Annotated in this window: 21 protein-coding genes, 1 tRNA gene and 2 pseudogenes; 7 read left to right on the top strand and 17 right to left on the bottom strand. The window is 70.0% G+C overall.

Going from position 1 to position 23,132, the window contains the following annotated elements; translation table 11 throughout:
* The 6 genes and pseudogenes from G6021_RS03170 to G6021_RS03145 all read right to left on the bottom strand — a co-directional run.
* A pseudogene (locus G6021_RS03170) lies at positions 1-436 on the bottom strand (WYL domain-containing protein); the annotation flags it as partial.
* 10 nt (positions 437-446) lie between these two features.
* Positions 447-1,853, bottom strand: a complete 1,407-nt coding sequence (pafA, locus tag G6021_RS03165; RefSeq protein WP_179525264.1) for a Pup--protein ligase — start codon at positions 1,851-1,853, stop codon at positions 447-449.
* 6 nt (positions 1,854-1,859) lie between these two features.
* Entirely contained in the window at positions 1,860-2,036 is a 177-nt protein-coding gene (locus G6021_RS03160) for a ubiquitin-like protein Pup (RefSeq protein ID WP_017836742.1), read from the bottom strand.
* Between the two features lie 46 nt (positions 2,037-2,082).
* Entirely contained in the window at positions 2,083-3,564 is a 1,482-nt protein-coding gene (gene dop, locus G6021_RS03155) for a depupylase/deamidase Dop (protein WP_182616716.1), read from the bottom strand.
* 32 nt (positions 3,565-3,596) lie between these two features.
* Positions 3,597-5,297 (bottom strand): proteasome ATPase, encoded by a 1,701-nt coding sequence (gene arc / locus G6021_RS03150; protein WP_182609556.1) that lies wholly within the window; start codon positions 5,295-5,297, stop codon positions 3,597-3,599.
* Between the two features lie 115 nt (positions 5,298-5,412).
* On the bottom strand, positions 5,413-6,252 hold the full coding sequence (locus tag G6021_RS03145) for a tRNA (adenine-N1)-methyltransferase (protein ID WP_179525267.1): 840 nt from the start codon (positions 6,250-6,252) through the stop codon (positions 5,413-5,415).
* 57 nt (positions 6,253-6,309) lie between these two features.
* Between G6021_RS03145 and G6021_RS03140 the strand changes: the two genes are divergently transcribed.
* Positions 6,310-7,239 (top strand): PD-(D/E)XK nuclease family protein, encoded by a 930-nt coding sequence (locus G6021_RS03140; protein WP_182640649.1) that lies wholly within the window; start codon positions 6,310-6,312, stop codon positions 7,237-7,239.
* The gene (locus tag G6021_RS03135; protein ID WP_182640650.1) at positions 7,239-8,006 is read left to right on the top strand and encodes a thioesterase family protein; all 768 of its coding nucleotides are present in this window, start codon (positions 7,239-7,241) and stop codon (positions 8,004-8,006) included. Before G6021_RS03140 ends, G6021_RS03135 begins: the two co-directional genes overlap by 1 nt.
* 56 nt (positions 8,007-8,062) lie before the next feature.
* Here G6021_RS03135 and hisG read toward each other — a convergent pair whose 3' ends face one another.
* The 5 genes from hisG to metH all read right to left on the bottom strand — a co-directional run bounded on the left by hisG (position 8,063) and on the right by metH (position 14,202).
* The gene (gene hisG, locus G6021_RS03130; protein ID WP_179525270.1) at positions 8,063-8,914 is read right to left on the bottom strand and encodes an ATP phosphoribosyltransferase; all 852 of its coding nucleotides are present in this window, start codon (positions 8,912-8,914) and stop codon (positions 8,063-8,065) included.
* A 47-nt stretch (positions 8,915-8,961) separates the two neighbouring features.
* Complete coding sequence (locus tag G6021_RS03125; RefSeq protein ID WP_179525271.1) at positions 8,962-9,225, bottom strand: phosphoribosyl-ATP diphosphatase; 264 nt, start codon at positions 9,223-9,225, stop codon at positions 8,962-8,964.
* On the bottom strand, positions 9,222-9,938 hold the full coding sequence (locus tag G6021_RS03120) for an HAD family hydrolase (RefSeq protein WP_179525272.1): 717 nt from the start codon (positions 9,936-9,938) through the stop codon (positions 9,222-9,224). The genes G6021_RS03125 and G6021_RS03120 overlap by 4 nt, the downstream gene beginning before the upstream one ends.
* A 75-nt stretch (positions 9,939-10,013) precedes the next feature.
* Positions 10,014-10,541: a hypothetical protein gene (locus tag G6021_RS03115; RefSeq protein WP_179525273.1), complete on the bottom strand. Its 528-nt coding sequence runs from the start codon at positions 10,539-10,541 to the stop codon at positions 10,014-10,016.
* Positions 10,542-10,641: 100 nt separating this feature from the next.
* Positions 10,642-14,202: a methionine synthase gene (gene metH, locus G6021_RS03110; protein ID WP_179525274.1), complete on the bottom strand. Its 3,561-nt coding sequence runs from the start codon at positions 14,200-14,202 to the stop codon at positions 10,642-10,644.
* A 49-nt stretch (positions 14,203-14,251) separates the two neighbouring features.
* Between metH and G6021_RS03105 the strand changes: the two genes are divergently transcribed.
* A complete protein-coding gene (locus tag G6021_RS03105) occupies positions 14,252-15,178 on the top strand; it encodes a PAC2 family protein (RefSeq protein WP_179525275.1) in 927 nt (308 codons plus the stop codon).
* A 35-nt stretch (positions 15,179-15,213) separates the two neighbouring features.
* On the opposite strand, the gene mshC is transcribed toward G6021_RS03105, so the two are convergent.
* The 5 genes from mshC to G6021_RS03080 all read right to left on the bottom strand — a co-directional run bounded on the left by mshC (position 15,214) and on the right by G6021_RS03080 (position 19,513).
* Positions 15,214-16,464, bottom strand: a complete 1,251-nt coding sequence (gene mshC / locus G6021_RS03100) for a cysteine--1-D-myo-inosityl 2-amino-2-deoxy-alpha-D-glucopyranoside ligase (RefSeq protein ID WP_182640648.1) — start codon at positions 16,462-16,464, stop codon at positions 15,214-15,216.
* Between the two features lie 27 nt (positions 16,465-16,491).
* The gene (locus G6021_RS03095; RefSeq protein ID WP_179525277.1) at positions 16,492-17,274 is read right to left on the bottom strand and encodes an SCO1664 family protein; all 783 of its coding nucleotides are present in this window, start codon (positions 17,272-17,274) and stop codon (positions 16,492-16,494) included.
* Positions 17,271-17,858 carry a DUF3090 domain-containing protein gene (locus G6021_RS03090; protein ID WP_179525278.1) on the bottom strand — a complete coding sequence of 196 codons (588 nt, stop codon included), beginning with the start codon at positions 17,856-17,858 and terminating at the stop codon, positions 17,271-17,273. Before G6021_RS03090 ends, G6021_RS03095 begins: the two co-directional genes overlap by 4 nt.
* A gap of 61 nt (positions 17,859-17,919) precedes the next feature.
* Entirely contained in the window at positions 17,920-18,627 is a 708-nt protein-coding gene (locus G6021_RS03085; protein ID WP_182640647.1) for a histidine phosphatase family protein, read from the bottom strand.
* 40 nt (positions 18,628-18,667) lie between these two features.
* The gene (locus G6021_RS03080) at positions 18,668-19,513 is read right to left on the bottom strand and encodes an undecaprenyl-diphosphate phosphatase (RefSeq protein WP_241732539.1); all 846 of its coding nucleotides are present in this window, start codon (positions 19,511-19,513) and stop codon (positions 18,668-18,670) included.
* 175 nt (positions 19,514-19,688) lie between these two features.
* On the opposite strand from G6021_RS03080, the gene G6021_RS03075 reads away from it, so the two are divergent.
* The gene (locus tag G6021_RS03075) at positions 19,689-20,720 is read left to right on the top strand and encodes a hypothetical protein (protein ID WP_182609562.1); all 1,032 of its coding nucleotides are present in this window, start codon (positions 19,689-19,691) and stop codon (positions 20,718-20,720) included.
* A gap of 34 nt (positions 20,721-20,754) precedes the next feature.
* Positions 20,755-21,822, top strand: a complete 1,068-nt coding sequence (locus G6021_RS03070; protein ID WP_179525282.1) for a quinone-dependent dihydroorotate dehydrogenase — start codon at positions 20,755-20,757, stop codon at positions 21,820-21,822.
* Between the two features lie 3 nt (positions 21,823-21,825).
* On the opposite strand, the gene G6021_RS03065 is transcribed toward G6021_RS03070, so the two are convergent.
* A complete protein-coding gene (locus G6021_RS03065; RefSeq protein ID WP_179525283.1) occupies positions 21,826-22,368 on the bottom strand; it encodes a YbhB/YbcL family Raf kinase inhibitor-like protein in 543 nt (180 codons plus the stop codon).
* 188 nt (positions 22,369-22,556) lie between these two features.
* On the opposite strand from G6021_RS03065, the gene G6021_RS03060 reads away from it, so the two are divergent.
* Positions 22,557-22,642, top strand: a tRNA-Leu gene (locus G6021_RS03060).
* 75 nt (positions 22,643-22,717) lie between these two features.
* Positions 22,718-23,132 (top strand): annotated as a pseudogene (locus G6021_RS03055) (hypothetical protein); the annotation flags it as partial.

Genomic DNA, 23,132 nt, shown 5'->3' with positions numbered 1-23,132 from the left:
CGGCGAGTTCGGCCGGGTCCTCCACCGACACGGTCGCGCCGGCGTCGTGGACGGGGTCGATACCCGCGGCGGTGAGCTTGGCCAGCGCGCCGTCCGCCCGTGCGGCCCGCTCCCCCTCGCGCCAGACCTCTGAGGCCACGGCCAACACGCCGGCCTGTTCGGGGGTGAGGGTGATCTCCGGGAGCTCGTAACCCCGGGCGGGGATCCGGTACCCGGCCGGGGACCCCGGTGCGAGTGAGGCTCCCTGTTCGAGGGGGACGCCGACGTCGCGGAGTTCCCGCTTGTCCCGTTCGAACATCCTCAGGTAGGCGGCCTCGTTCTCGCAGTCGTCGTATCCCTGGACCATCCTGCGGATCTCGCCCGCGGACAGGTAGGCGCTGGTCGACCGCAGGCAGATGACGAGGTTGACCAGTCGTTGCGACTTGGAGGTGGACACGGGCAGGACGCTATCGCCCGAGCGCGGCGATGAGGTCGTCGACACGCGGGTCCTCCGCTGCGAACGGGTCGGTGAGAGCGACCGTGGGCAGGGTGCCGTCGGCGACCTTCAGATGCACCCAGTCCACCGTGTAGTCCCGTCCGGCCCCGGCGGCCGCGGAGATGAATCGACCTCGCAGCGCCGCGCGGGTGGTCTCCGGCGCGGAGTGCCGGGCCCTGTCGATCTCGGGGTCGTCCACGACCCGTGAGACCAGGCCGCGGCGCTCGAGCACCGAGTGCAACCCACGTCCCGGTCGGATGTCGTGGTAGGTCAGGTCGATCTGGGCGAGCCTGGGGTGATCGAGGTCGGCCCCGGTCCGGTCCTGTACCTGTCGGATCAGCCGGAGCTTCGCGGCCCAGTCGATGTCCGCGGCGATCGCGTCGTGGTCACCGGACTCGACCGCGTCGAGGACCCGTTCCCACAGGGCCACGCATCGCTCCACGACCGGGCGGTCGTCGCGCTCCCACCCGCCGCGAGCGAGGTGGCGGTGGACGGCGGCCAGGAACTCCCGCTGGATCTCCAGGGCGGTCATCGTGGTGCCGTCGGTGAGCCCGACCGGCCGGGTTCCGGTGAGGTCGCGGCTGATCTCCCTGATCGCGCGGACCGGGTGGGCGATCGCCATCGGACGCAGTTCGACGCCGGCCTCGAGCATCTCCAGCACGAGCCGGGTGCTGGCGATCTTGAGCAGTGTCGTGGTCTCGATCATGTTGGAGTCGCCCACGATCACGTGCATCCGCCTGAACCGGGTCGAGTCCGCGTGCGGCTCGTCACGGGTGTTGATGAGCGGCCGCGAACGCGTGGTGGCCGACGAGACGCCGTCCCACATGTGTTCGGCGCGCTGGGAGAAGCAGAATGTCGGACCCTCGTCCTCCGCGACGCCCACCCCGGCCGGGGTCCCGGGCAGGATCTTGCCCGCGCCGCAGATCAGTTGGCGGCTCACCAGGAACGGCAGCAGGGTGGTGGCCATGCTCCTGACCTGGGTCGAGCGGTCCAGAAGGTAGTTCTCGTGGGACCCGTAGGAGTTCCCGACCGTATCGGTGTTGTTCTTGAACAGGTAGACCTTGGCATCGATCCCCTCGGTCGCGAGCGACTGCTCGGCACGGACGGCGAGATCGTCGATGATCCGCTCCCCCGCCCTGTCGTGGGCCACGATCTGTTCCAGGCCGTCGCACTCCGCGGTCGCGTACTCGGGATGGGAGCCGACGTCCAGGTAGAGGCGGGACCCGTTCTCGAGGAACACGTTCGAGCTGCGCCACCGCTCGACGACGGGCCGGAAGAAGTACCGGGCGATCTCGTCGGGCCCGAGCGATCGCGAGCCCTCGCCACCGACGCTGGTGATCCCGAACTCCGTCTCGATCCCGACGATGCGACGGATCATGGCTGTCTACTGCCCGCCCTTCTGGACGTAGGACTTCACGAACTCCTCGGCGTTGGTCTCGAGGATGTCGTCGATCTCGTCGAGGAGGGAATCGGCGGACGAGGTCTGGGCGGTCTTGGCGACCTGCCCGGCCTCGTCGTCCGACTCGCCTGCGCCGCCGGCGCTCTTCTGGATCTGGGACATGGTGTGGGCTGCTCCTGTGTCGGTGTGGGCGGGGTGGACGGGGTGCTCAGTGGACAGGCGGGCCGTCGGGGCTGAGGAAGTCCGGGTGGGCGTCGCAGTGGGCCCGGGTCCCCGTGTACGGGTCGGCCAGGTCGACGTGACGGTGGTCGCCGCGGGAATCGACGACGACGACGTGATCCCATCCCGCGGCGTGGATGCGGTCGCCGAGCTCGGCCAGGAAGCGACCCCTGGCCCAGGCCCGCGTGGACTCGGGAGGGGTCGTGATCGCGGCCTCCACCTGTGCCTCGGTGACCAGTCTGCGCATGGCCCCCTTGCTCACGAGACGGTTGTAGAGTCCGCGGTCGGGGTCGATGTCGTGGTACTGGACGTCAATGAGGGCGAGTCGCGCGTGGTCCCATCCCAGCGAGTCCCGTGTCCGGAACCCCTCCAGGAGCCGGAGTTTGGCCGGCCAGTCGAGCCGGTCGGCGCATGACATCGGGTTCTGCTCGAGCGCGTCGAGGATCTCCCGCCACTCGGCCAGGACCTCGACGGCCCATCCGGGACGGCCCGTGCCGTCCCCGACGAGCGCGGAGACGCGGCCGAGGATCTCCCGCTGGAGGGCGATCCCCGTGAACTCCCGTCCGTCGGGCAGGGCGACGGTGGCGGTGAGGGTCGGGTCGTGGCTGATGATGTGCACCGCCTCGACCGGGTCGACCGGGACCAGGTCGGAGAAGTCGACTCCGGCCTCGATCGCGTCGAGCACGAGGCAGGTGGTGCCGATCTTGAGGTACGTGGCCAGCTCGGACATGGTCGCGTCGCCGATGATGACGTGGAGACGCCGCCATGTCTCATCCGGGGCGTGCGGCTCGTCGCGGGTGTTGATGATCCCGCGGCGCAGTGTGGTCTCGAGTCCGGTGAGGACCTCGATGTAGTCGGCACGCTGGGAGAGCTGGAAACCCGCCTCCTCGCCGGACTGGCCGAGGCCGACGCGACCGGCCCCGCAGTACACCTGGCGGGAGAGCAGATGCGGCGCCAGGCTCATCGTCAGGGCGTCGAAGTCGACGTCGCGACGCACGAGGTAGTTCTCGTGGGCGCCGTAGGACGCGCCCTTGCCGTCGACGTTGTTCTTGTAGAGCTTGAGCTCGGCGTTGCCCTCGACGGCGGACGACTCGCGGCCGGCCCGGTGCATGATCCGTTCCCCCGCCTTGTCCCAGATCACGGCGTCGATCGGCGAGTCCACCTCGGGCGACGAGTACTCGGGGTGCGCGTGGTCGACGTAGAAGCGTGCGCCGTTGGTCAGTACCCGGTTGGTCACCCCGAACTCGCTGGGGTCGTAGGCGCGGGCGGAGCCGAGATCGAACCCCCGGGCGTCGCGGAGGGGTGATTCGGACCCGTAGTCCCAGCGGGTCCCGTCGGTCGCCCCGGAACCCTCACTCGGGTCGGTGTAGGCCTTGACCACCTGGGTCGAGGTGACCACCGAACTGAGCAGCGGCTGGCCCACCGCGACTATCCCGAACTCGATCTCGGTCCCGATCACCCGGCCACGCATGCTCTCGCCGGACGTGGTCCGGACGGGCGGGGTCACCGGTCGTCCTCCCGGCTCGGGACGGTGACCTCGACCACGCGTTCACCGCGGACGCCCGTCAGACGCGCCCACTCCTGCGGGTTGGAGGTGTTGGGCAGGTCGGTGTTCTCCGCGAACTCCGCGTCGACGGCGTCGAGGAAGTCGTCGGTCGTCAGACCCTGCCCGGTGCCGTGCACGATGTCCTTGATCGCGAGCTTCTTGGCCCGGTCCACGATGTTGCGCAGCATCGCCCCGGAGGTCAGGTCCGCGAGGTACAGGGACGACCGGCGGCCCGATGCGTAGACCAGATGGACGTAGGTCGTGGACTCGTCCCTGGTGTAGAGCCGGTCGACGATGCGCGAGATGAGACCCCGGACGTGCTCGGCGCCATCGGTCGAACCGACCTCGTCCGGGTCGAAACGAAGGTCGGGGGTGATGTACTTGGCCAGGATGTCGGCCGCGGCGTCGGCGTCCGGCCGGTCGATGCGGATCTTGAGATCGAGACGCCCCGGTCGCAGGATCGCCGGGTCGATCATGTCCTCCCGGTTGGAGGCACCGATGACGATGACGTTGCGCAGGTCCTCCACGCCGTCGATCTCGGCGAGGAGCTGCGGGACGATCGTGGTCTCCATGTCCGAGGAGATGCCCGACCCGCGGGTGCGGAAGATCGAGTCCATCTCGTCGAAGAAGACGATCACCGGGTTGCCCTCGGTCGCCTTCTCCCGCGCCCGCTCGAAGATCGACCGGATGTGTCGCTCGGTCTCTCCCACGTACTTGTTGAGCAGTTCCGGGCCCTTGATGGAGAGGAAGTACGAGTTGGGGTACCGGCCGTCGGTGACGTCCTGTCCGCGCGACTTCGCGGAGGCCAGCGCCAGCGAGTGCGCGACCGCCTTGGCGATCAGGGTCTTTCCGCACCCGGGAGGGCCGTAGAGGAGGACGCCCTTGGGCGGGGAGAGATGGAACTCGCGGTACAGGTCGTGATGGATGAAGGGCAGTTCGATGGCGTCACGGATCTGCTCGATCTGGGGGCCGAGACCGCCGATGTCGGAGTACTCGACCATCGGGATCTCCTCGAGCAGGAGCTCGTCGACCTCGGCCTTGGGCACGACCTCGAACGCCACGCCGGCCTTGGGGTCCACCAGGACCGCGTCGCCCGGGCGCACCGGAGCCGGGTGATCGGCGGTCCGCCCGCCGCGCAGGCCGGTCGCCAGATGCACGACGTGCTCCTCGTCGTTGCCCATCACCACGCGGGCCCGCACGCCGTCGGCCAGGACGTCCCGGAAGACGGCGGTCACGCCCGTGACCGGGAGTCCGGTGCAGGCCTCGATGACGGTCATGGCCTCGTTGAGCCGGACGGTGGCCCCCGCCGAGAGGACGGAGGCGTCGACCCCGGGCGCGAGAGTGAGCCGCATCCGCCGACCGGCGGCCATGACCTCGGCGGTCTCGGCGTCCGTCGGTTCCTGCAGCACGATCCCGTAGGTGCTGGGCGGTGTGCCGAGGCGCTCGACCTCGCCCTTGAGGGCCTCCAGCTGATCACGGGAGTCCTTGAGGAGCTCGGCGAGCCTGACGTTGCGGGCGCCGAGGGCGTCGATCTTGACCGACTTCTCGCGGTCCGTGCGGGCCCCCTCGTCGACCGCCCTGCGCAGCCGCGCGAGCTCGACCCGGTCCAGCGTCACGCTGTCGCCGCCCCGCTCGTCCGGGGAACGTCCCTCGGTCACCTCGATCACCTGCCCTCCGACTCTCGGACGACACCCTCGTCGTCGTCGCCTCCACCCTATCGCCGGGGTGAGTGGCCGCGTGAGGGGCGGGTGAGTGCGACTCCTCGGGCCGAACTCAGTGCTTGCCGGCCCGGCGCCTGGGCTTGAGCGTGGTCACGCCCTCCGCGAGTCGACGGGCGGTGACCAGGAACGCGGTGTGGCCCTGGATGCGGTGCTCGGGGCGGACGGCCAGGCCCACCACGTGCCACCCGCGGTTGATCGACTCCCACGCCCGGGGTTCGGTCCAGCACTCCTGGCGCCGGAGCGCCTCCACGACGTCCGACATCTGGGTGGTGGTGGCCACGTACACCACCAGGACCCCCCCGGGCACCAGCACGTCGCTCACCGTGGGCAGGCACTCCCAGGGCGCGAGCATGTCCAGCACCACCCGGTCGACCTGTCCGCCCAGGGCCTCGACCGACGTCTCCGCCAGGTCGGCGACCCGCAGGTCCCAGTTCTCGGGGTGTTCGCCGTAGAAGGTCCGGACGTTGCGCTCGGCGTGCTCGGCGTGGTCCTCGCGGATCTCGTACGACAACACCCGGCCCCCGGGGCCCACCGCACGCAGCAGCGAACAGGTCAGGGCGCCGGAACCCGCGCCCGCCTCGAGCACCCGTGCGCCGGGGAACACGTCGCCCTCGTGGACGATCTGTGCGGCGTCCTTGGGGTAGATGACCTGGGCGCCGCGCGGCATCGACAGGACGTAGTCGGTGAGCAGCGGACGTAGCGCCAGGTAGTCGGCATCCCCGGACGACCTGACGATCGACCCCTCCGGGGTACCGATCAGGTCGTCGTGGCGGACGGCGCCGTGGTGGGTGAAGAACTCGGCTCCCTCGACCAGGACGACGGTGTACTTGCGTCCCTTGGTGTCGGTGAGCTGGACGCGGTCGCCGATGACGAACGGGCCGGATCGCTGCACAGTGGACCTCCAGGGGACGGCGGCCGGTTGTCCGACCGGTTGTCTACCCTGCCAGGTGTGACGGATCCCCTGGAAATCGGCGGCAGTGGTACCCCGGCCTCCCCGGCCGGTCCGGAGGGCGTGCCCCCGCCGGAGCGCAGGCCCCTGGCGTTGTCGGCGTCGCGGGCGGCGGACTTCCGGCAGTGCCCGCTGCTCTACCGGCTCAAGGCGATCGACCGGATCCCGGAGCCGAAGACCCGCGCCCAGGTCCTGGGTACCGTCGTCCACTCGGTGCTCGAGGACCTGTACGCACTGGAGCAGTCGGAGCGCGCCCCGGAGCGCGCCGCGGAGCTGGTCCCCGCCGCGGTGGAGCACTTCTACGCGGTCGGCGGCGGCGCCGAGGTGGTGCCGCTCTCCGCCCGGGCGGAGTTCCAGACGGAGGTCGCCGCGTTGGTGTCCGCGCTCTACGGTGTCGAGGATCCCCGGCGCTTCTCCCCCGCCGCGTGTGAGCAGTACCTCGTCACCTCGACCGCGTCCGGTACCCCGCTCCACGGGTACCTGGACCGGGTCGACGTGGCGCCGACCGGTGAGGTCAGGGTGGTCGACTACAAGACGGGTAAGCCACCACATCCGCGTTACCAGACTCAGGCGATGTTCCAGATGCGGTTCTACGCCCTGATGTACCAGCAGATCCACGGGGTGATGCCGGCACAACTCAAGCTGATCTATCTCAGGAACGGCAGCTGGCTGACCCTCTCCCCCGATCTCGCCACGCTCGTGGAGACCGAGACCGAGCTCGACTCACTGTGGGCGGAGATAGAGCGGGCGGGTGAGACCGGGATCTTCCCCCCGCGCACCTCCCGGCTGTGCGACTGGTGCAACCACCAGGCGTTGTGCCCGGCGTTCGGGGGTACCCCGCCGGAGTACCCGGGATGGCCGGGGCGTCGCGTGATACCTCTCGATCCGGGGACGCCCGATGCGGGACACGCCGGACCGAGGAGCACATGATGACGCAGGCCTACTTCGAGCCGCTGGGCACGGATGACGGCTGGGAAGTGTTCCGGGCGACCCCGCACACGGTGAGCGCCTGGGGCCCGGATCTGCAGCACGGGTCTCCGCCCTCGGCCGTCCTCACCCGCGCCATGGATCGCCTCGAGCGGACGGAGACGACGAGGATCGCCCGCGTCACGGTGGACCTGCTGGGCCCGGTGCCGCTGGGCGAGGTCCGCACCCGGGCCCGCGTCGTCCGGCCCGGTCGCCGGATCCAGCTGCTGGAGTCGGAACTGGAAGCGGGGGGTCGGATCGTCGCCCGGGCGAGTGCCTGGCGGATGGCCGTCGGCGACACCGCCGAGGTCGAGCAGTCGGCCGACCGTCCGCGCGAGCTCCCGGAGGTGGATCGCGACAGCGGCTTCTTCGACCGGTGGACCAGTGGCTACATCGACTCGCTGGAGATCCGCGGTGCGGGCGACGGGGTCGTCTGGGCCCGTCCCACCCTCCCCCTGGTCTCCGGGGAGGAGATGACTCCGGCGGAACGGGTCATGTCGGTGGCCGACATCGCGAACGGCGTCGGGGCCGTTCTCGAACCCGACGAATGGCGGTTCCTCAACACCGATCTGGTCACCCACCTGCACCGGCGGCCCGTCGGCGAGTGGATCGGGGTCACCGCGTCCGCCTCGATCGGCCCCGACGGCGTCGGGGCCACGTCCGGGACCCTGTACGACGAGGTGGGCGCCATCGGGCACACGCTGCAGGCTCTGCTCGTCGAACGGGTCTGAGTCGATCGGGCGCCGAGGCGTGCCGCGCACCGCCGCACCACCGGGACCGCAGTGCGTCACCCCATGCGGCAGGACCGGATGTCCGTGGCGATGACCGCCTTGGCGCCGGCCGCGACGAGCTCGTCCATGATCGAGTTGACCTTCTTGCGCGGCACCATCGACCGCACCGCCACCCAAGCCGGGTCGGCCATCGGGGAGACGGTGGGTGACTCGATGCCAGGGGTGATGGCCGAGACCGACTCCAGGAGCTCCTTGGGGCAGTCGTAGTCCAACATCATGTACTGCTGGGCAAACACGACGCCCTGCAGGCGGGCCCTCATCTGTGCCATCGCAGGGGTCGTCTCGGCGCCGGCGCGCGCGACCAGGACGCCCATCGAGTCGCACAGGACGTCCCCGAAGGCCTCCAAACCGTGCACCTTGAGTGTCCGACCCGAACCCACCACGTCGGCGATGCAGTCCGCCACCCCGAGCTGGATGGAGATCTCCACCGCGCCGTCCAGCCGGATGACCTCCGCCTCGATCCCCCGCTGCTCAAGGTCGCGGCGGACGATGTTGGGGTACGACGTCGCGATTCGGGCCCCCGCCAGACGGTCCGTGGTCCACCCGGCACCGGAGGGGCCGGCGTAGCGGAAGGTGGAGTGTCCGAAGCCGAGGTCGAGGAGCTCGTCCACCTCCGCCATCGAGTCCATACTCAGATCCCTGCCGGTGATCCCCAGCTCGAGTCGCCCCGAGCCCACGTAGACGGCGATGTCCTTGGGTCGCAGGAAGAAGAACTCGACGTCGTTCTCACGGTCGATCAGCGTGAGGTCCTTACTGCCCTCAGTACGCCGGCGGTACCCCGCCTCGGACAGCATCTCGGAGGCGGACTCGGACAGGGCGCCCTTGTTGGGCACTGCGACACGCAGCATGATGGCGGCTCCAGTATTCGGTGCGGGAGGGGTGCTCGGGGTGGCGGTCAGAGATGCCGGTAGACGTCCTCGAGACCGAGTCCGCGCTTGAGCATCATGACCTGGGTCCAGTAGAGGAGCTGCGAGATCTCCTCGGCCAGTTCCTCATCCGACTGGTACTCGGCGGCGATCCACACCTCGCCCGCCTCTTCGTTGACCTTCTTGCCCAGATGGTGCACGCCCTTGTCGAAGGCGGCGACGGTGCCGGAGCCCTCGGGTCGCGCGGCGATGCGCTCGGACAGCTCGGCGAACAGGGAGTCGAAGGTCTTCACGCGCCCGATTGTCCCACAGCCGCAGCCACGGGCGTGCCCGAGGTGAGGGCGACGAGACCGGACGCGTTCACGCCCGTGAGGCTCGGGTGGGTGTGTGCCCCGACCACGTCCGGTTGTCCGTCGGTCGACGGGACGTACAGGACCCGGCATCCCGCGGCGACCGCCGAGGTGGCGCCGGTGACCGAGTCCTCGACCGCGACGGCGGTGGTGGCCTCGACCCCGAGCCGCGAGCACGCCAGCAGGTAGGGGTCGGGTGCCGGCTTGGGGTCGGCCACCATGCACCCCGTCACCACCACATCGAACCGCGAACGGTCGATGAACTCCAGCGGCACCGCCGCGACGTCTGCGGTCGTGTTGGTCACCAGGGCGACCGGGGCGTTAGTCGAGGCGAGGTCCTCCAGCAGCTCCTCGGCCCCCGGCCGCCACCGCATATCGGACCGCATCAGCTCGGTGACCCGTGAGTTGAGCCGGAGGGCCAGTCGATCGAACTCGGCGCCCTCGATGGTGCGCCCGGTGTACTCGCCCAGGATCGCGAAGAACCCGGGGAGCGAGTTGCCCAGGGTCCGCTCGCGGGTCGCCTCGTCGAGCGGACGGCCCAGGTACTCGGCGAGCTCGTAGACGGCGATGTCCCACAATCGCTCGGTGTCGACGAGCGTGCCGTCCATGTCGAGACACACGGCGGCGGGGAGACGGGAGTACGAAATGCTGGTCACGGGCTACTGTCTACCGGACAACGGGCCACCGGGGGTACCGTGACCGGCCCCGTTGGTTCCTCCGTCAACCGCCGTTCAGTGGCAGTTCCCCGCAGGAACGAGGAATCGTTCGGTATGGGTTGCGGAGGCGAACGGTGCGACCGACCCGGGGGCGAAGGTGGGTAGGGCGGACCTACTGGTGGTGATGGTGACCGCCAGCCGTCCGTGTCCGGTGAACACCCCGCCGACGCCCACTTCGGGTCCGGTCGACTGGACCGTGCGCACGCCCCTCGCGTCGGTATCGATGTTGTGCCACTCCACGGTGGCGGAGTTGAACGGGAAGAGGGTTGCCGAGAAGTCGAACGAGCCGACGGGCTGGTCGAGGTCCCTGGCGTTCGCGCTCAGTGCCTGGTGGAAGCGCTCGTCTCCGCCCAGCTTGCAGGTGGTGAAGGCGCCGAAGCGAATGGTGTGCTCGCCGCCCAGCGGGTACGGCATACGGACGTCCCAGGCCGGCGAGGGGTGCCACACCTGGGCCGAGGCCGCAGGCGCGAGTGCCACGGCTGCCCCTCCGGCGAGAAGGCTCGCCACACAGGTCAGGGCGGCTGATCGACGGAAGGTGGTCATATCTGGCTCCTCGCCGGCGCTCTCGGTGGACTGTCGCCGAGTTGGTCTCTCTCTGTTCATCGACCGGGCATCACAAGGTGTTAGCAGTGCGGTGCCCTGGTCAGACGTTGAAGTACTTGGCCTCCGGGTGGTAGAGCACGAACGCATCCGTCGACTGCTCGGGATGCAGCTGCAGTTCCTCCGAGAGTTCGACGCCGATCCGCTCCGGCTCCAGCAGGTCCACCACGACCTTGCGGGACTCCAGGTCCGGGCACGCGCCGTAACCGAAGCTGTAGCGGGCTCCCCGGTACTTGAGGTCGAAGTAGTCGTGAATGGTGTCGGGGTCCTCGTCCGAGACAGCGCCCTCGGGCAGGCGCAGTTCGTCGCGCACCCGCCGGTGCCAGAACTCGGCCAGCGCCTCGGTGAGCTGGACCGACAGGCCGTGGACCTCGAGGTAGTCGCGGTAGTTGTCCGCCGCGAACAGCTCGTTGGCGAAGTCCGCGATCGGGGTCCCCATGGTGACGAGCTGGAAGGGCAGGACGTCGACGGTTCCCTCGGCCTCGCAACGCTCCTTGGAGGCCAGGAAATCCGGGATGCTCAGGAACCGTCCCCGCTGTTGGCGGGGGAAGGAGATCCGGTGCAGCACCTCCGCGTCCGGACGAGGCTCGGCCAGCACACAGATGTCCTCGCCGTCGGAGTAGGCCGGGAAGTACCCGTAGACCACAGCGGAGTGGGCCAGGATCCTCTCGGTGGTGAGACGGTCGATCCATGAACGCATGCGCGGCCGACCCTCGGTGGCGACCAGCTCGTCGTAATCGGGGCCGTCCCCGCTGCGCGTCCCGCGAAGTCCCCACTGCCCGAAGAACAGCGCACGCTCGTCGAGGTGACCGACGTAGTCGGCGACGGGGATGCCCTTGGCGATCCGCGTGCCCCAGAAGGGCGGGGTGGCGATCGGCTGGTCCGCCGCGACGTCCGACCTCGCCGGGACGACGACGGGCTCGGCCTCGGCGGCCCGTTTGGCGGCGATCCGCTCGCTGCGGGCCCGGCGCTCGCGCCGTTCGGCGGCCTTGGCCGACGCGTCCGAGGACTCGGACATGGGGACGCCGGTCCGCTTGGCCGTCATCACCTCGTCCATCAGGCGCAGTCCCTCGAACGCGTCGCGGGCGTAGAACACGTCGCCCTCGTACATCCCGGCGAGGTCCACCTCGACGTAGGCGCGCGTCAGGGCGGCACCACCCAGCAGGACCGGGAAGTCGCCGGCGATGCCCTCGGAGTTGAGCTCCGCGAGGTTGTCCTTCATCACCACGGTGGACTTGACCAGGAGGCCGGACATGCCGATCACGTCGGCCTTGTGCTCCCGGGCCGCCGAGATGATGTCCGCGATCGGCTGCTTGATGCCGATGTTGACCACGTCGTACCCGTTGTTGGACAGGATGATGTCCACCAGGTTCTTGCCGATGTCGTGGACGTCGCCCTTGACCGTCGCCAGGACGATGCGGCCCTTGCCGTCCTCGTCGCTCGCCTCCATGTGGGGTTCCAGATGGGCGACAGCGGTCTTCATGGTCTCGGCAGACTGCAGGACGAACGGCAGCTGCATCTGGCCCGAACCGAACAGTTCGCCGACCGTCTTCATGCCACTGAGCAGGTGGGTGTTGATGATCTCGAGCGGGGGGATCTCCTGCATCGCCGCGTCGAGATCGGCTTCGAGGCCCTTGCGCTCGCCGTCGACGATCCGCGCCGACAAGCGGTCCATGAGCGGCATCGCGGCGAGCTCGGCCGCTCTCGCGTCCTTGGTGCTCGCGGTGGACACACCGTCGAAGAGCTCCATGAACACCTGGAGCGGGTCGTACCCCTCCTTGCGGCGGTCGTAGACGAGGTCGAGCGCGACCTCCCGCTGGCGATCGTCGATCTTGCTCATGGGCAGGATCTTGGAGCTGTGCGCGATCGCGGTGTCCAGGCCGACCTGGATGCACTCGTGCAGGAACACGGAGTTAAGCACCTGGCGCGCGGCGGGATTGAGGCCGAACGAGATGTTGGACAGTCCCAACGTGGTGTGGATTCTCGGGTGCGATCGGGTGAGCCTGCGAATGGCCTCGATGGTCTCGATCCCGTCCCGTCGCACCTCCTCCTGGCCGGTGGAGATGGGGAAGGTCAGGCAGTCGATGATGATGTCGTCCTCGGCGATCCCCCAGTTCTCCGTGAGGTCGGCGATGATCCGCTCCGCGATCTCGACCTTGCGGTCCGCCGTGCGCGCCTGGCCCTCCTCGTCGATGGCCAGCCCGACCACCGCGGCGCCGTGGCGCGAGACCAGTTCCATGATCCTCTGGAATCGCGAGTCCGGTCCGGCCCCGTCCTCGTAGTTGACCGAGTTGACCGTGCACCGTCCGCCGAGGTGCTCCAGGCCCGTCCGGATGACCTCGGGTTCGGTCGAGTCGAGCATGATCGGCAGGGTCGAGGAGGTCGACAGCCGTCCGGCCAACTCGGCCATGTCCCCCGAGCCGTCCCGGCCGACGTAGTCCACGCAGAGGTCGATCATCTGCGCCCCGTCCCGCATCTGCTCCTTGGCGATGTCCATGCAGGTGTCCCAGTCGGCGGCGAGCATCGCGTCCCGGAACCGCTTGGACCCGTTGGCGTTGGTGCGCTCGCCGATCATGAGGATGCCGGCGTCGGCCCGCAGCGGCGTCGAGCTGTAGAGGGAGGCGACCGCGTTGACCGGCTCGACCCGCCGCTCGGCCTTCGCCCGGGACCTCACCTCGTCCCGGAGGCGGGTGATGTGTTCGGGGGTGGTGCCGCAGCATCCGCCGACCATCGACAGCCCGAACTCGGAGACGAAGTCGGCGACCTGGGGGCCGAACGCCTCGGCGCCGAGCGGGTACACGGCTCCGTGTTCTCCCAGTTCGGGCAGTCCCGCGTTGGGCATGACGGAGACGGGGACGCCGGCGTGCTGGGTGAGGTAGCGCAGGTGCTCGATCATCTCGGCGGGCCCGGTGGCGCAGTTGAGGCCGATCATGTCGATGCCGAGCGGTTCGAGCGCGGTCAGTGCCGCCCCGATGTCGGACCCCAGGAGCATGGTCCCGGTGGTCTCGATGGTCACGTGCGTGATGATGGGCAGCCGGCGCCCGGCGGCGGCCATGCCGTCCTGGCAGCCCAGTACCGCGGCCTTGACCTGGAGCAGGTCCTGGCTTGTCTCCACGAGGAACGCGTCGGCTCCGCCCCGGGCCAGGCCCTCCGCCGCGCGGGCGTAGGCGTCCCTCATCTCCTCGAACGTGGCCTGCCCGAGCGAGGGCAACTTGGTCCCCGGGCCGAGGGAGCCGAGCACCATCCGCGGGGTGCCGTCCTCGGAGGGGCCCATCTCGTCGGCGACCTGCCGGGCGATCGCGGCACCCTTCTCGGCCAGCTCGCCGATGCGGTCGACGATGTCGTAGTCCCCCAGGTTGGACAGGTTGCACCCGAAGGTGTTGGTCTCCACCAGATCCGCGCCGGCCTCGAAGAACGCGCGGTGGATGTCCGCGACGACGTCCGGGCGGGTGGCGTTGAGGATCTCGTTGCATCCCTCCAGACCGAGGAAGTCGACGTCCACGTCCAGGTCCACCGCCTGCAACATCGTGCCCATCGCCCCGTCGCTGATCAGTACTCGCCGGCGGGCGGCGTCCAACAGGGGCGAATCGAAATCGACAGACATGGCCCCAGTGTATGGGTGCCCCGGAAGTGTCCGTCCGTAGGCTGTACTGATGACTGTCGAATGGACCCCCGACGGGCACCTCGATCTCGAGAGCCCGGTGATGATCGTGGCCTTCGAGGGCTGGAACGACGCCGCGGACGTGGCGACCGGGACCGTCGAACATCTCGCCCTGACCTGGGAGGCGCGGCAGATCGCGGAGATCGGTGGCGACGAGTTCTTCGACTACCTCGACCAGCGGCCGACGGTCCGGCATTCCGGCGGGGTGTCGCGATCGGTCGAGTGGCCACAGATCCTCGTGTCCGCGTGCCGACCGGACGGGTTCGACCACGACGTGTTGCTGGTCCGGGGGCCCGAGCCGGGTCTGAAGTGGCGCCGGTTCGCCTCCGAGTTCGTGGACCTCGTCGACACCCTGGGAGTCACCGAGGTGGTGCTGTTGGGTGCCTATCTCGCCGATGTGCCCCACACCCGCCCCGTTCCGCTCACCGGGACGGCGTTCAATCGGCAGAGGATGGCCGAGATGGGGGTCCGGGCCTCCGATTACGAGGGGCCCACCGGGATGACCGGGGTCCTCCAGCAACTCCTCACCGAGGCCGGGGTCCCGACGGTGAGTCTGTGGGCGGGTGTCCCCCACTACGTTGCCGCACCGCCCAATCCGCGCGGCACCGAGGCGGTGCTGTCCTGGTTGGCGGAGAACCTGGGGGTGGCCGTCCCGATGGACGCACTGCGCGTGCAGTCCCGCACGTGGGTCGCGAAGGTCGACGCCGCCGCCGGCGAGGACGAGGACCTCCGCGACTACATCCAGTCCCTGGAGGACCGGATGGACGACGAGAACGGTGTCGGGGCGGGGGTCGACCCCGAACCCGACCGTGGTCGGGCCGCTGACGGGGAGACGATGCCGCTGGTCGACGGCGAGTCGATCGCCGCCGAGTTCGAGCGCTTCCTGCGAGGCGAGCGGGACGAGCCCGACGCCGGGTAGACCGTCAGACCGTCGGACCGGTCACCGGAACGCCGTCAGGTGGCGGGGGCGAGACCGAGCAGGGCGTCGAGGGCGGTCGCGATGGACGGTCCCGCGGACGGGTCGGACTCGTCCCCGGCCAGGGTCGCCTCTGCCCACCTGTCGACCGCGGCCAGGGCGCCCGGGGTGTCGAGGTCGTGCGCGAGACGTTCCCGCACGGCGATGATGGTCGCGGCGGAGTCGGCGCCCGATCCCCGGGAGATCGCACGGAACCACGTCTCGCACCGGGAGCGGGCCTCCGCGAGCAGGTCCTCCGACCAGGAGCGGTCCGTCCGGTAATGGCCGGCGGCCAGGGCGAGTCGGATGACGGCCGGGTCCACCCCCTGTTCGCGGAGTGTCTTGACCCGGACGAGATTGCCCAACGACTTGCTCATCTTGACCCCGTCGAGGCCGATCATCGCCGCGTGCACGTAGAAGCGCGCGAACGGGGAACGACCGGTCGCGGCCTCCGCGTGGGCGGCGGAGAACTCGTGGTGTGGGAACGCGAGGTCGCTGCCCCCACCCTGGATGTCGAACTCCATACCCAGGCGGTTCCGGGCGATCGCCGAACACTCGATGTGCCATCCGGGTCTGCCCGCCCCCCAGGGCGAGGGCCAGGACGGCTCCCCCGGTCGCTGCACCCGCCACAGCAGTGCGTCCAGCGGGTGCTCCTTGCCGGGCCGGTCCGGGTCCCCGCCGCGCTCGGCGAACGCGGCGGCCATCTCCTGGGCGTCGTACCCCGACTCGTACCCGAAGGCCGGGGTGGCCCGGTGTCGGTAGTAGACATCGGGGTACCCGTCGACCCCGGGATCGATCCGGTAGGCGTGGCCGCGGTCGACGAGCTCGGCGACCATCTCCACGACCTCGTCGATGGTCTCGGTGGCGGCCACGTAGTCGCGGGGTGGGAGCACGCGGAGCGCCTCCATGTCGGAGCGGAACAGATCGGTCTCACGGTCCCCGAGTTCCCTCCAGTCCACGCCGTCTCGCTCCGCCCTCTCGAACAGCGGGTCGTCGACGTCCGTGGTGTTCTGGACGTAGTGGACCTCGTGTCCGGCGTCCAGCAGGAGCCGGTACACCAGATCGAACGTCAGGTAGGTCGCCGCGTGACCGAGGTGGGTGGTGTCGTAGGGGGTGATGCCGCAGACGTACATCCCGGCGACTGGCCCGGCGGACACCTCCCGGACCTGTCCGCTCGCCGTGTCGTACAACTTCAGGGGGGCACCGTCGCCGGGGACGGCGGGGACGGCAGGCGGGGGCCACGAGTGCATGCGGGCGAGTCTAGATACCGGGCGGGTTCAGAAGAGCGGCCAGGGTAACGGGTAGCCCGCTCCCGGTACGGGGAACACCTCGCCGTCGAGCAGTGCGGTGACCCGAGCGCCCAGTGCGCGTACCTCGGCGGGTGAGAGCAGGTCACGCAGGCTTTCCGCGAGGAGGGCGTCCCCGGACAGCCCGTCGCGCACCCTGCCCAGTCCCTCGAGATCCCCCGGGGGCAGCGGCTGGCCGGCCCACCCCCACAGGACGGTGCGCAGCTTCGGCTCGGTGTGGAACGACAGGCCGTGATCGATCGCCCAGATCAGGCCGGAGGTGTCGACGAGGACGTGTCCGCCCTTGCGGTCGGCGTTGTTGACGACGTGGTCGAACAACGCGATACGACGGAGCCGTTCGTCCAGGGCGTGCGCCACCACCACGTCCTCCCCGCGGGATCCCTCACCCCGGAGCACCGCCACCCGGCCGGGGGGAAGGGCGCCCACCGGGTGGACGTCCACCGGGTCGTGGCCGGGCGCCTCACCCCGGTCGAGCTCGTCGATCCATCGTTGCGCCATCCCCGGGCCGCCGGGGCCGTGTGCTCCCACCGTCTCGGGCACCAGGTCCCACCCCAGGGCCACGGACACCGCGTACGCCGCGATCTCCCGGGCCGCCAGGCTGCCGTCGGGGAAGTCCATGAGCGGCCGCTCCCCCGCCGACGGTTTGTACACCCAGTGCCCGCCCTCGGCGTCCACGCAGCGGTACACCGCGTTGCTTCCCGAGGGGATCCGGTGCAGAACGGTGAGTTCGGGGCCCGGCGGGCGGGCGGTCACGGGTCGACGAGGTCGGCGAGCGCGTCACCGGAGCGCGGGAGGTACCCGTTGAGGCGGATGCACAGGTGACCCGTGGTGTCGATCGGCTCGCCGCACAGCGGGCACGGAGCGCGCCCGGCGGAGACGACCTTCTCGCTGCGCAGGACGAACTGCCGTGCACGCTGCGGGGTCAGGAACACGCGGAGCGCGTCCGGGGCGTCCTCCGCGTCCGAGAGGACCACCGACTCGTCGGTGGCGGTGGGGTCCGCCGCCAGCAGCTCCACGACGATCTGGCTCTTCTCGCCGTCCCACCCCAGGCCCATCGTGCCCACCTGGAACTCCGCGTCGACGGGCATCTCCAGCGGCGCCAGGTCGTCCACGACGCCGGCGGCCGGGGGGACGGGGACATCGGACTTCGCGGCGATCTCGTCGAGGAGATCCCCCATCCGCTCCGAGAGGATCTGGGCCTGTTGCTTCTCGCACCGGACGGAGACGGTTCGGCCGCCGCCCGTGGCCTGGACGAAGAACACGCGCTCGCCGGGTTGGCCGACCGTGCCCACCACGAACCGGGCCGGGTCGCGGAACTCGTGGACTTCCCTGCTCATGCCGGTCGTCTCCCTCGTGTGCTGCCGTGTGGTGCCGGGTGGTCCCGGGTGGAGGTGCGGTTCATGAGGGTACGTTCCCGCCGGGCACCGCGTCCGAACTGGCGTCTCCGGCGGTGGCGTTGCCCACGTGTCCGGCGGGCTCCCCGCGGAGACTGGCGAGGTCTCCACCGGTGTCGTTGACCCGGAGGACGAACGGCCGGTGGGGGGTGTAGCGGACCACCGACACCGATCCCGGCTCCACCACGATGCGCTGGAAGTGGTCGAGATGCATGCCGTATGCATCGGCGATCACCGACTTGATCACGTCTCCGTGGCTACACGCCACCCACAGCACGTCACGGCCCGCGTCCTCGGCCAGGCGGCGGTCGTGCTCCCGGACGGCCGAGACGGCGCGGGTGGCCATCTCGGCGAGGGACTCACCCCCGGGGAAGACGGCCGAGGAGGGGTGCTGCTGCACCACCGACCACATGTGTTCGGACGCGAGCTCGGTCAGGGTCCGTCCGGTCCAGGTGCCGTAGTCGACCTCGACCAGGCCCTCCTCGACCACGGGCTCCACCCCGAACGCGGCGGCCAACGGCTCGACCGTCTCCCGGCAGCGCATGAGCGGCGACCGGACGACCGCCTCGACCGGGAGGCCGGCGAGACGTCGGCAGAGGTCCTGTGCCTGCGCCCGGCCCGTCTCGTCGAGCCCGACCCCGGACGTGCGGCCGGCCAGTGTCAGCGCGGTGTTGGCGGTCGAGCGGCCGTGGCGGAGGAGGATGACGGTCATGACGGCAGGTTACCGACGCCGCGCCACTTCGGTGGTGTGGTCAGGTCGCGGGGATCGCGCCGGTGGACAGCAGCGCGATCACGACCAGGCCCAGGACGATGCGGTACCCGGCGAACCAGGCCAGGGAGTGGTTCTGCACGAAACGCAGGAGCCACGCGATGGCGGCGTAGCCCAGCACGAACGCGATCACCGATCCCACGATCAGCTGGATCCCGGTGGCGGACTGCCCCACGGACGGCTCGAACGCGTCGGGGAGGCTGAACAACCCGGAGGCCAGGACCGCCGGGATGGCCAGCAGGAAGGAGAACCGTGCGGCGGCCTCGCGGGACATGTTGAGGAACAGGCCGGCGGAGATGGTGCCACCCGAACGGCTGACACCGGGGATGAGGGCCAGGCACTGGGCCAGTCCCATGACCACCGCGTCCTTCATCGTCAAGCCCTCGAGCGACTGGCCGTCGACGGGGCGGTCCTGCTTGGAGACCTTCTCCGCGATGAGGAACACGAAGGAGAACGCGATGAGCACGATCGCCGTGATCCACAGATTCCGGGCGGCGTCCCGGATGAGGTCTTTGCCGAGGAAGCCGATCACGGCGATGGGGATCGATCCGATGATCACGTACCAGCCGAGCCGGTAGTCCGGGTCGTCGCGGTGCCGGCGGTAGAACACGCCCCGGAACCAGGCGACGAGGATCCGCACGATGTCCTTGAAGAAGAACACCAGCACGGCGGCCTCCGTGCCGAGCTGGATGACCGCGGTGAACGAGGCGCCCGCGTCCGCACCGAACAGCCAGGTGGAGAAGATGCGTAGGTGCCCGGAGGACGAGACGGGCAGGAACTCCGTGATCCCCTGGATCACGGAGAGCACGATCACCTGGAGCCAGGACATGCCGTCCGCAGCGGGGGCGGCCAGGACCGTCGGGTTCACGGGCGCTGCTTTCTGTCGGGGAACGTCGGCATGGGCGTGGGTGACTCACCGCACCGCCGTGAGGGTAGTCGTCCGGACCTGGACGGCGACTGAGGACCCGCGTGGGGGACACTGTGGAGACGTCGAAAGGAACACCGTGCCCCTTCGTGTCCACCGCCGCTCCGCTGTGACCGCCGCTCTGCTCTCCCTCGCCGTCGGGCTCGCCGGCTGCGCGTCGACCACCAGCCAACTGGAGGACTACACCGGGATCGAGCAGGGTAACGCCCGTCCCGCCGCGTCGCCCCAGGTCTCCGATCCCGAGGGCGGTGAGGTCGTCCCGGTCCCGGGGTCCGTGTCCTCCCTGGTCGCCGTGGGCGACAGGGTGGTGGCGCAGGTCGACGGCCCGCCGACTCTGGAGATCGCCCGCGTGGACGGGACCCGATGGATCCCGGAGACGACCGTCGAGCTGCCCGCGGATGCGGGAACCGCCACTGCCGGGGTCGACGGGACGGTTCTTGTCCCCTTCGGCGACGGCGTCGTCGTGGTCACGGCGGCAGGTGACGCACGCGAGATCTCGGGACTCGGACCGGTCACCGCGGCGGCCGTGACCACCGACGGTCGCCTGCTCACGGGCGCCCCCGGCGGCGACGTGGTCGTCCGGGACGCCGACGGGACGGAACAGCATCGCCTCGCAGGCCTGACATCGGTCGATCGGATCAGTGTGGCCCGGGACGGTTCGGTCACGGCGTTCAGCCGACCGGACACCGTCATCGCCAGCATCGACCTGGACGAGGACGGCGCGGGACCGCTCCTGCGCGCCGGGAAGGGCGCCGGGAGACTCGACGAGTACGGCGAGGGCACGGTCGTCGCCAGCGACACCGTGGGTGACACGCTCCTCGTCTACTCGACCTCCCCGATCCGGCTCCACCAGCAGTTCCCGGTCGCAGCGGCCCCCTGGGCGGTCGCCGGGGACCCCACCCGGGACGTCGTCTGGGTCACCTCCACCGGAACCAACACCGTCCAGGCGTACGATCTCGGCGACGGCACAGGGGTCCGGCGTGCCGAGATCGCGACGGTACGTCAGCCGGACTCGCTGGTGGTCACGGCCTCCGGGACCGTGGTCGTCGGTTCCTCCGACGGTGCCGGCCTCCACCTGATGCGCCCATCACTGCCCGTGCCGTCGAGCTGATCGAAGGACCACCCACGTCCCATCGAGGAGGACCGTGTACTCGCTGATGAAGAGTGTGCTGTTCCGCTTTCCGGCGGAGCGGATCCACCACCTGGTATTCGGCTTTCTCAAGCTGCTGACCCTGGTGCCGCCACTGGGCTCCCTGGTGCGCCGGTTCCTCGGCGTCCGGGATCCGGTGCTGGCCCAGGATGTCCTGGGACGTCGCTTTCCGGGGCCGCTCGGCCTCGCGGCCGGTTTCGACAAGAACGCGGCCGCCGTCGACTCGTGGGGGGCGATCGGCTTCGGTTTCAGTGAGGTCGGCACGGTCACCGCCTCACCCCAGCCCGGCAACCCGTCACCTCGTCTGTTCCGGCTGCCGGAGGACCGGGCCATCCTCAACCGCATGGGGTTCAACAACCACGGCGCGGGCAACGCGGCCAACAACCTGCGTCGTCGGCGCAGCAGCGACCCGGTGGGGATCAACATCGGCAAGACCAAGGTGGTGCCCGCGGAGGACGCCGTTCGCGACTACGTGGCCTCGGCCAGCATGCTCACCGGGCTGGCCGACTACATGGTGGTCAACGTCAGCTCCCCCAACACCCCCGGCCTGAGGGACCTGCAGGCGGTCGAATCGCTGCGTCCCATCCTCACGGCGGTCCGTGACGTGGCGACGATCCCGGTGTTGGTCAAGATCGCCCCGGACCTGGACGACGCGGACATCGACGCGGTCACCGATCTCGTCGTGCAGCTCGGCCTCGCCGGCATCGTGGCCACCAACACCACCATCTCGCGCGACGGGCTCACGACCCCGGCGAGCACGGTGGCGGCGATGGGCGCGGGCGGGATCTCGGGGGCACCCGTCGCGGACCGGTCCCGCCAGGTGCTCGCCCGGATCCACGAGCGGGCCGGCGATCGGATCGTCATCATCTCGGTCGGCGGCGTCGAGACCCCGGAGGACGTGTGGGACCGCATCACCCACGGTGCTCATCTTGTCCAGACCTACACCGGCTTCGTGTTCACCGGCCCCGGTCTCATCCGTGGGACCAACAAGCTCGTCGCCCGACGGCTCCGGCAGGGCGGGTTCGCCTCCCTGGCGGAGGCCGTCGGTTCCGCGGTCAGCTGACTCTCACTGCTCGAAGAGCGCCGTGGTGGTCCCGCGGGCCAGGCCCTGCCCGAAGAGGTTGAACCCCACGAAGGCGCAGGAGGCGTCCTCTCCGAGTTCGATCTCGTCGCCGACGGCGTGAACGGCGAGGATGTACCGGTGCGGACCGTGGCCCTCCGGTGGGGCCGCACCCACGAACCCCCTGAACCCGGCGTCGTTGCGGACCACGACGGCCCCCTCCGGGAGGCCCGAGGTGTCGTCGCCGGTGCACGCCCCCTCGGGTAGCGAGGTCACGTCGGCCGGGATGTTGGCCACCGACCAGTGCCAGAACCCCGAGGCGGTCGGCGCGTCGGGGTCGAACACGGTCACCACATAGGTCCGGGTCCCCTCCGGTCCGGCACTCCAGCTCACCTGTGGGGACTTGTCCTCGCCGCCTTCGACGCCCATCTTCCCGCCGAGCTGCGCGGACGACAGGGTGGAGCCCTCGGCGAAGGACTCGCTCGTCACCTCGAGCGCGGGGAGATCCGGAAGGGCGTCATAGGGGTTCGGCACGCGGAAGTCGGTCATCGTCATCCTCCTGGGTCGGACGGTGTGGGGAGGCATCCCCCAGCCGGTCACGTCCTTGTCTACCAGCGATGACCGGCAGGCGCCGTGTGTGAGCGGGGTCCGATTTGTCCCACGGTTCGCGCATCGGCTAGTGTCATTCCTCGCACGACCAAGCCGGGAACGAACCGGTGCAGGTCATCAGTGTGCGAGCGCGAGTGGCGGAATGGCAGACGCGCTAGCTTGAGGTGCTAGTGTCCTATTAACGGACGTGGGGGTTCAAGTCCCCCCTCGCGCACACTGTGTCGAGACAGTAGAAGTGGCCCCGGATCCGTGAGGATCCGGGGCCCACTTGTTTCCGGGAGGACTCCCGATGGCCCGCACGCCGCCACCCCCCGCCCCACGGTGGCTGGTCGAGCGACTGCGCAGACTCCTCGCAGACGAACAGGTGGCGCGCGAGGACGAACTGCTGGCCCGCGGGGTGTCGAGGTCCGGCGTTCGATGCCGGATGAGGTCCGCCGTCGCCCGGGCGGCGGATGCGCTGGGATACCTGGTCGGCGCCACCGCTCGCGCCGTGGACCGGCGTCTCGAGACCCTGGGACTGGCTCCCCCACCCCTCGACCCGCCCCCCGAGGTCCGCGACGACCTCCGCGCGTTCTTCGGCCACACCATCGACCCTTCCGACGTGATGATCCGTCGGGGACACGTGCCCGCGGTGCCCCACCGGCGGGCGTTCGCGCTGCCCGGCCTGATCTACCTGGGCGCCGACGCCGGAGTCGTGCGCCCGC

Source organism: Dietzia sp. CW19 (assembly GCF_014145265.1).
GTDB classification, from domain to species: domain Bacteria; phylum Actinomycetota; class Actinomycetes; order Mycobacteriales; family Mycobacteriaceae; genus Dietzia; species Dietzia natronolimnaea.
Note: the sequence above shows the minus strand (reverse complement) of the source record. Positions and strands in the feature narration are given on the sequence as shown.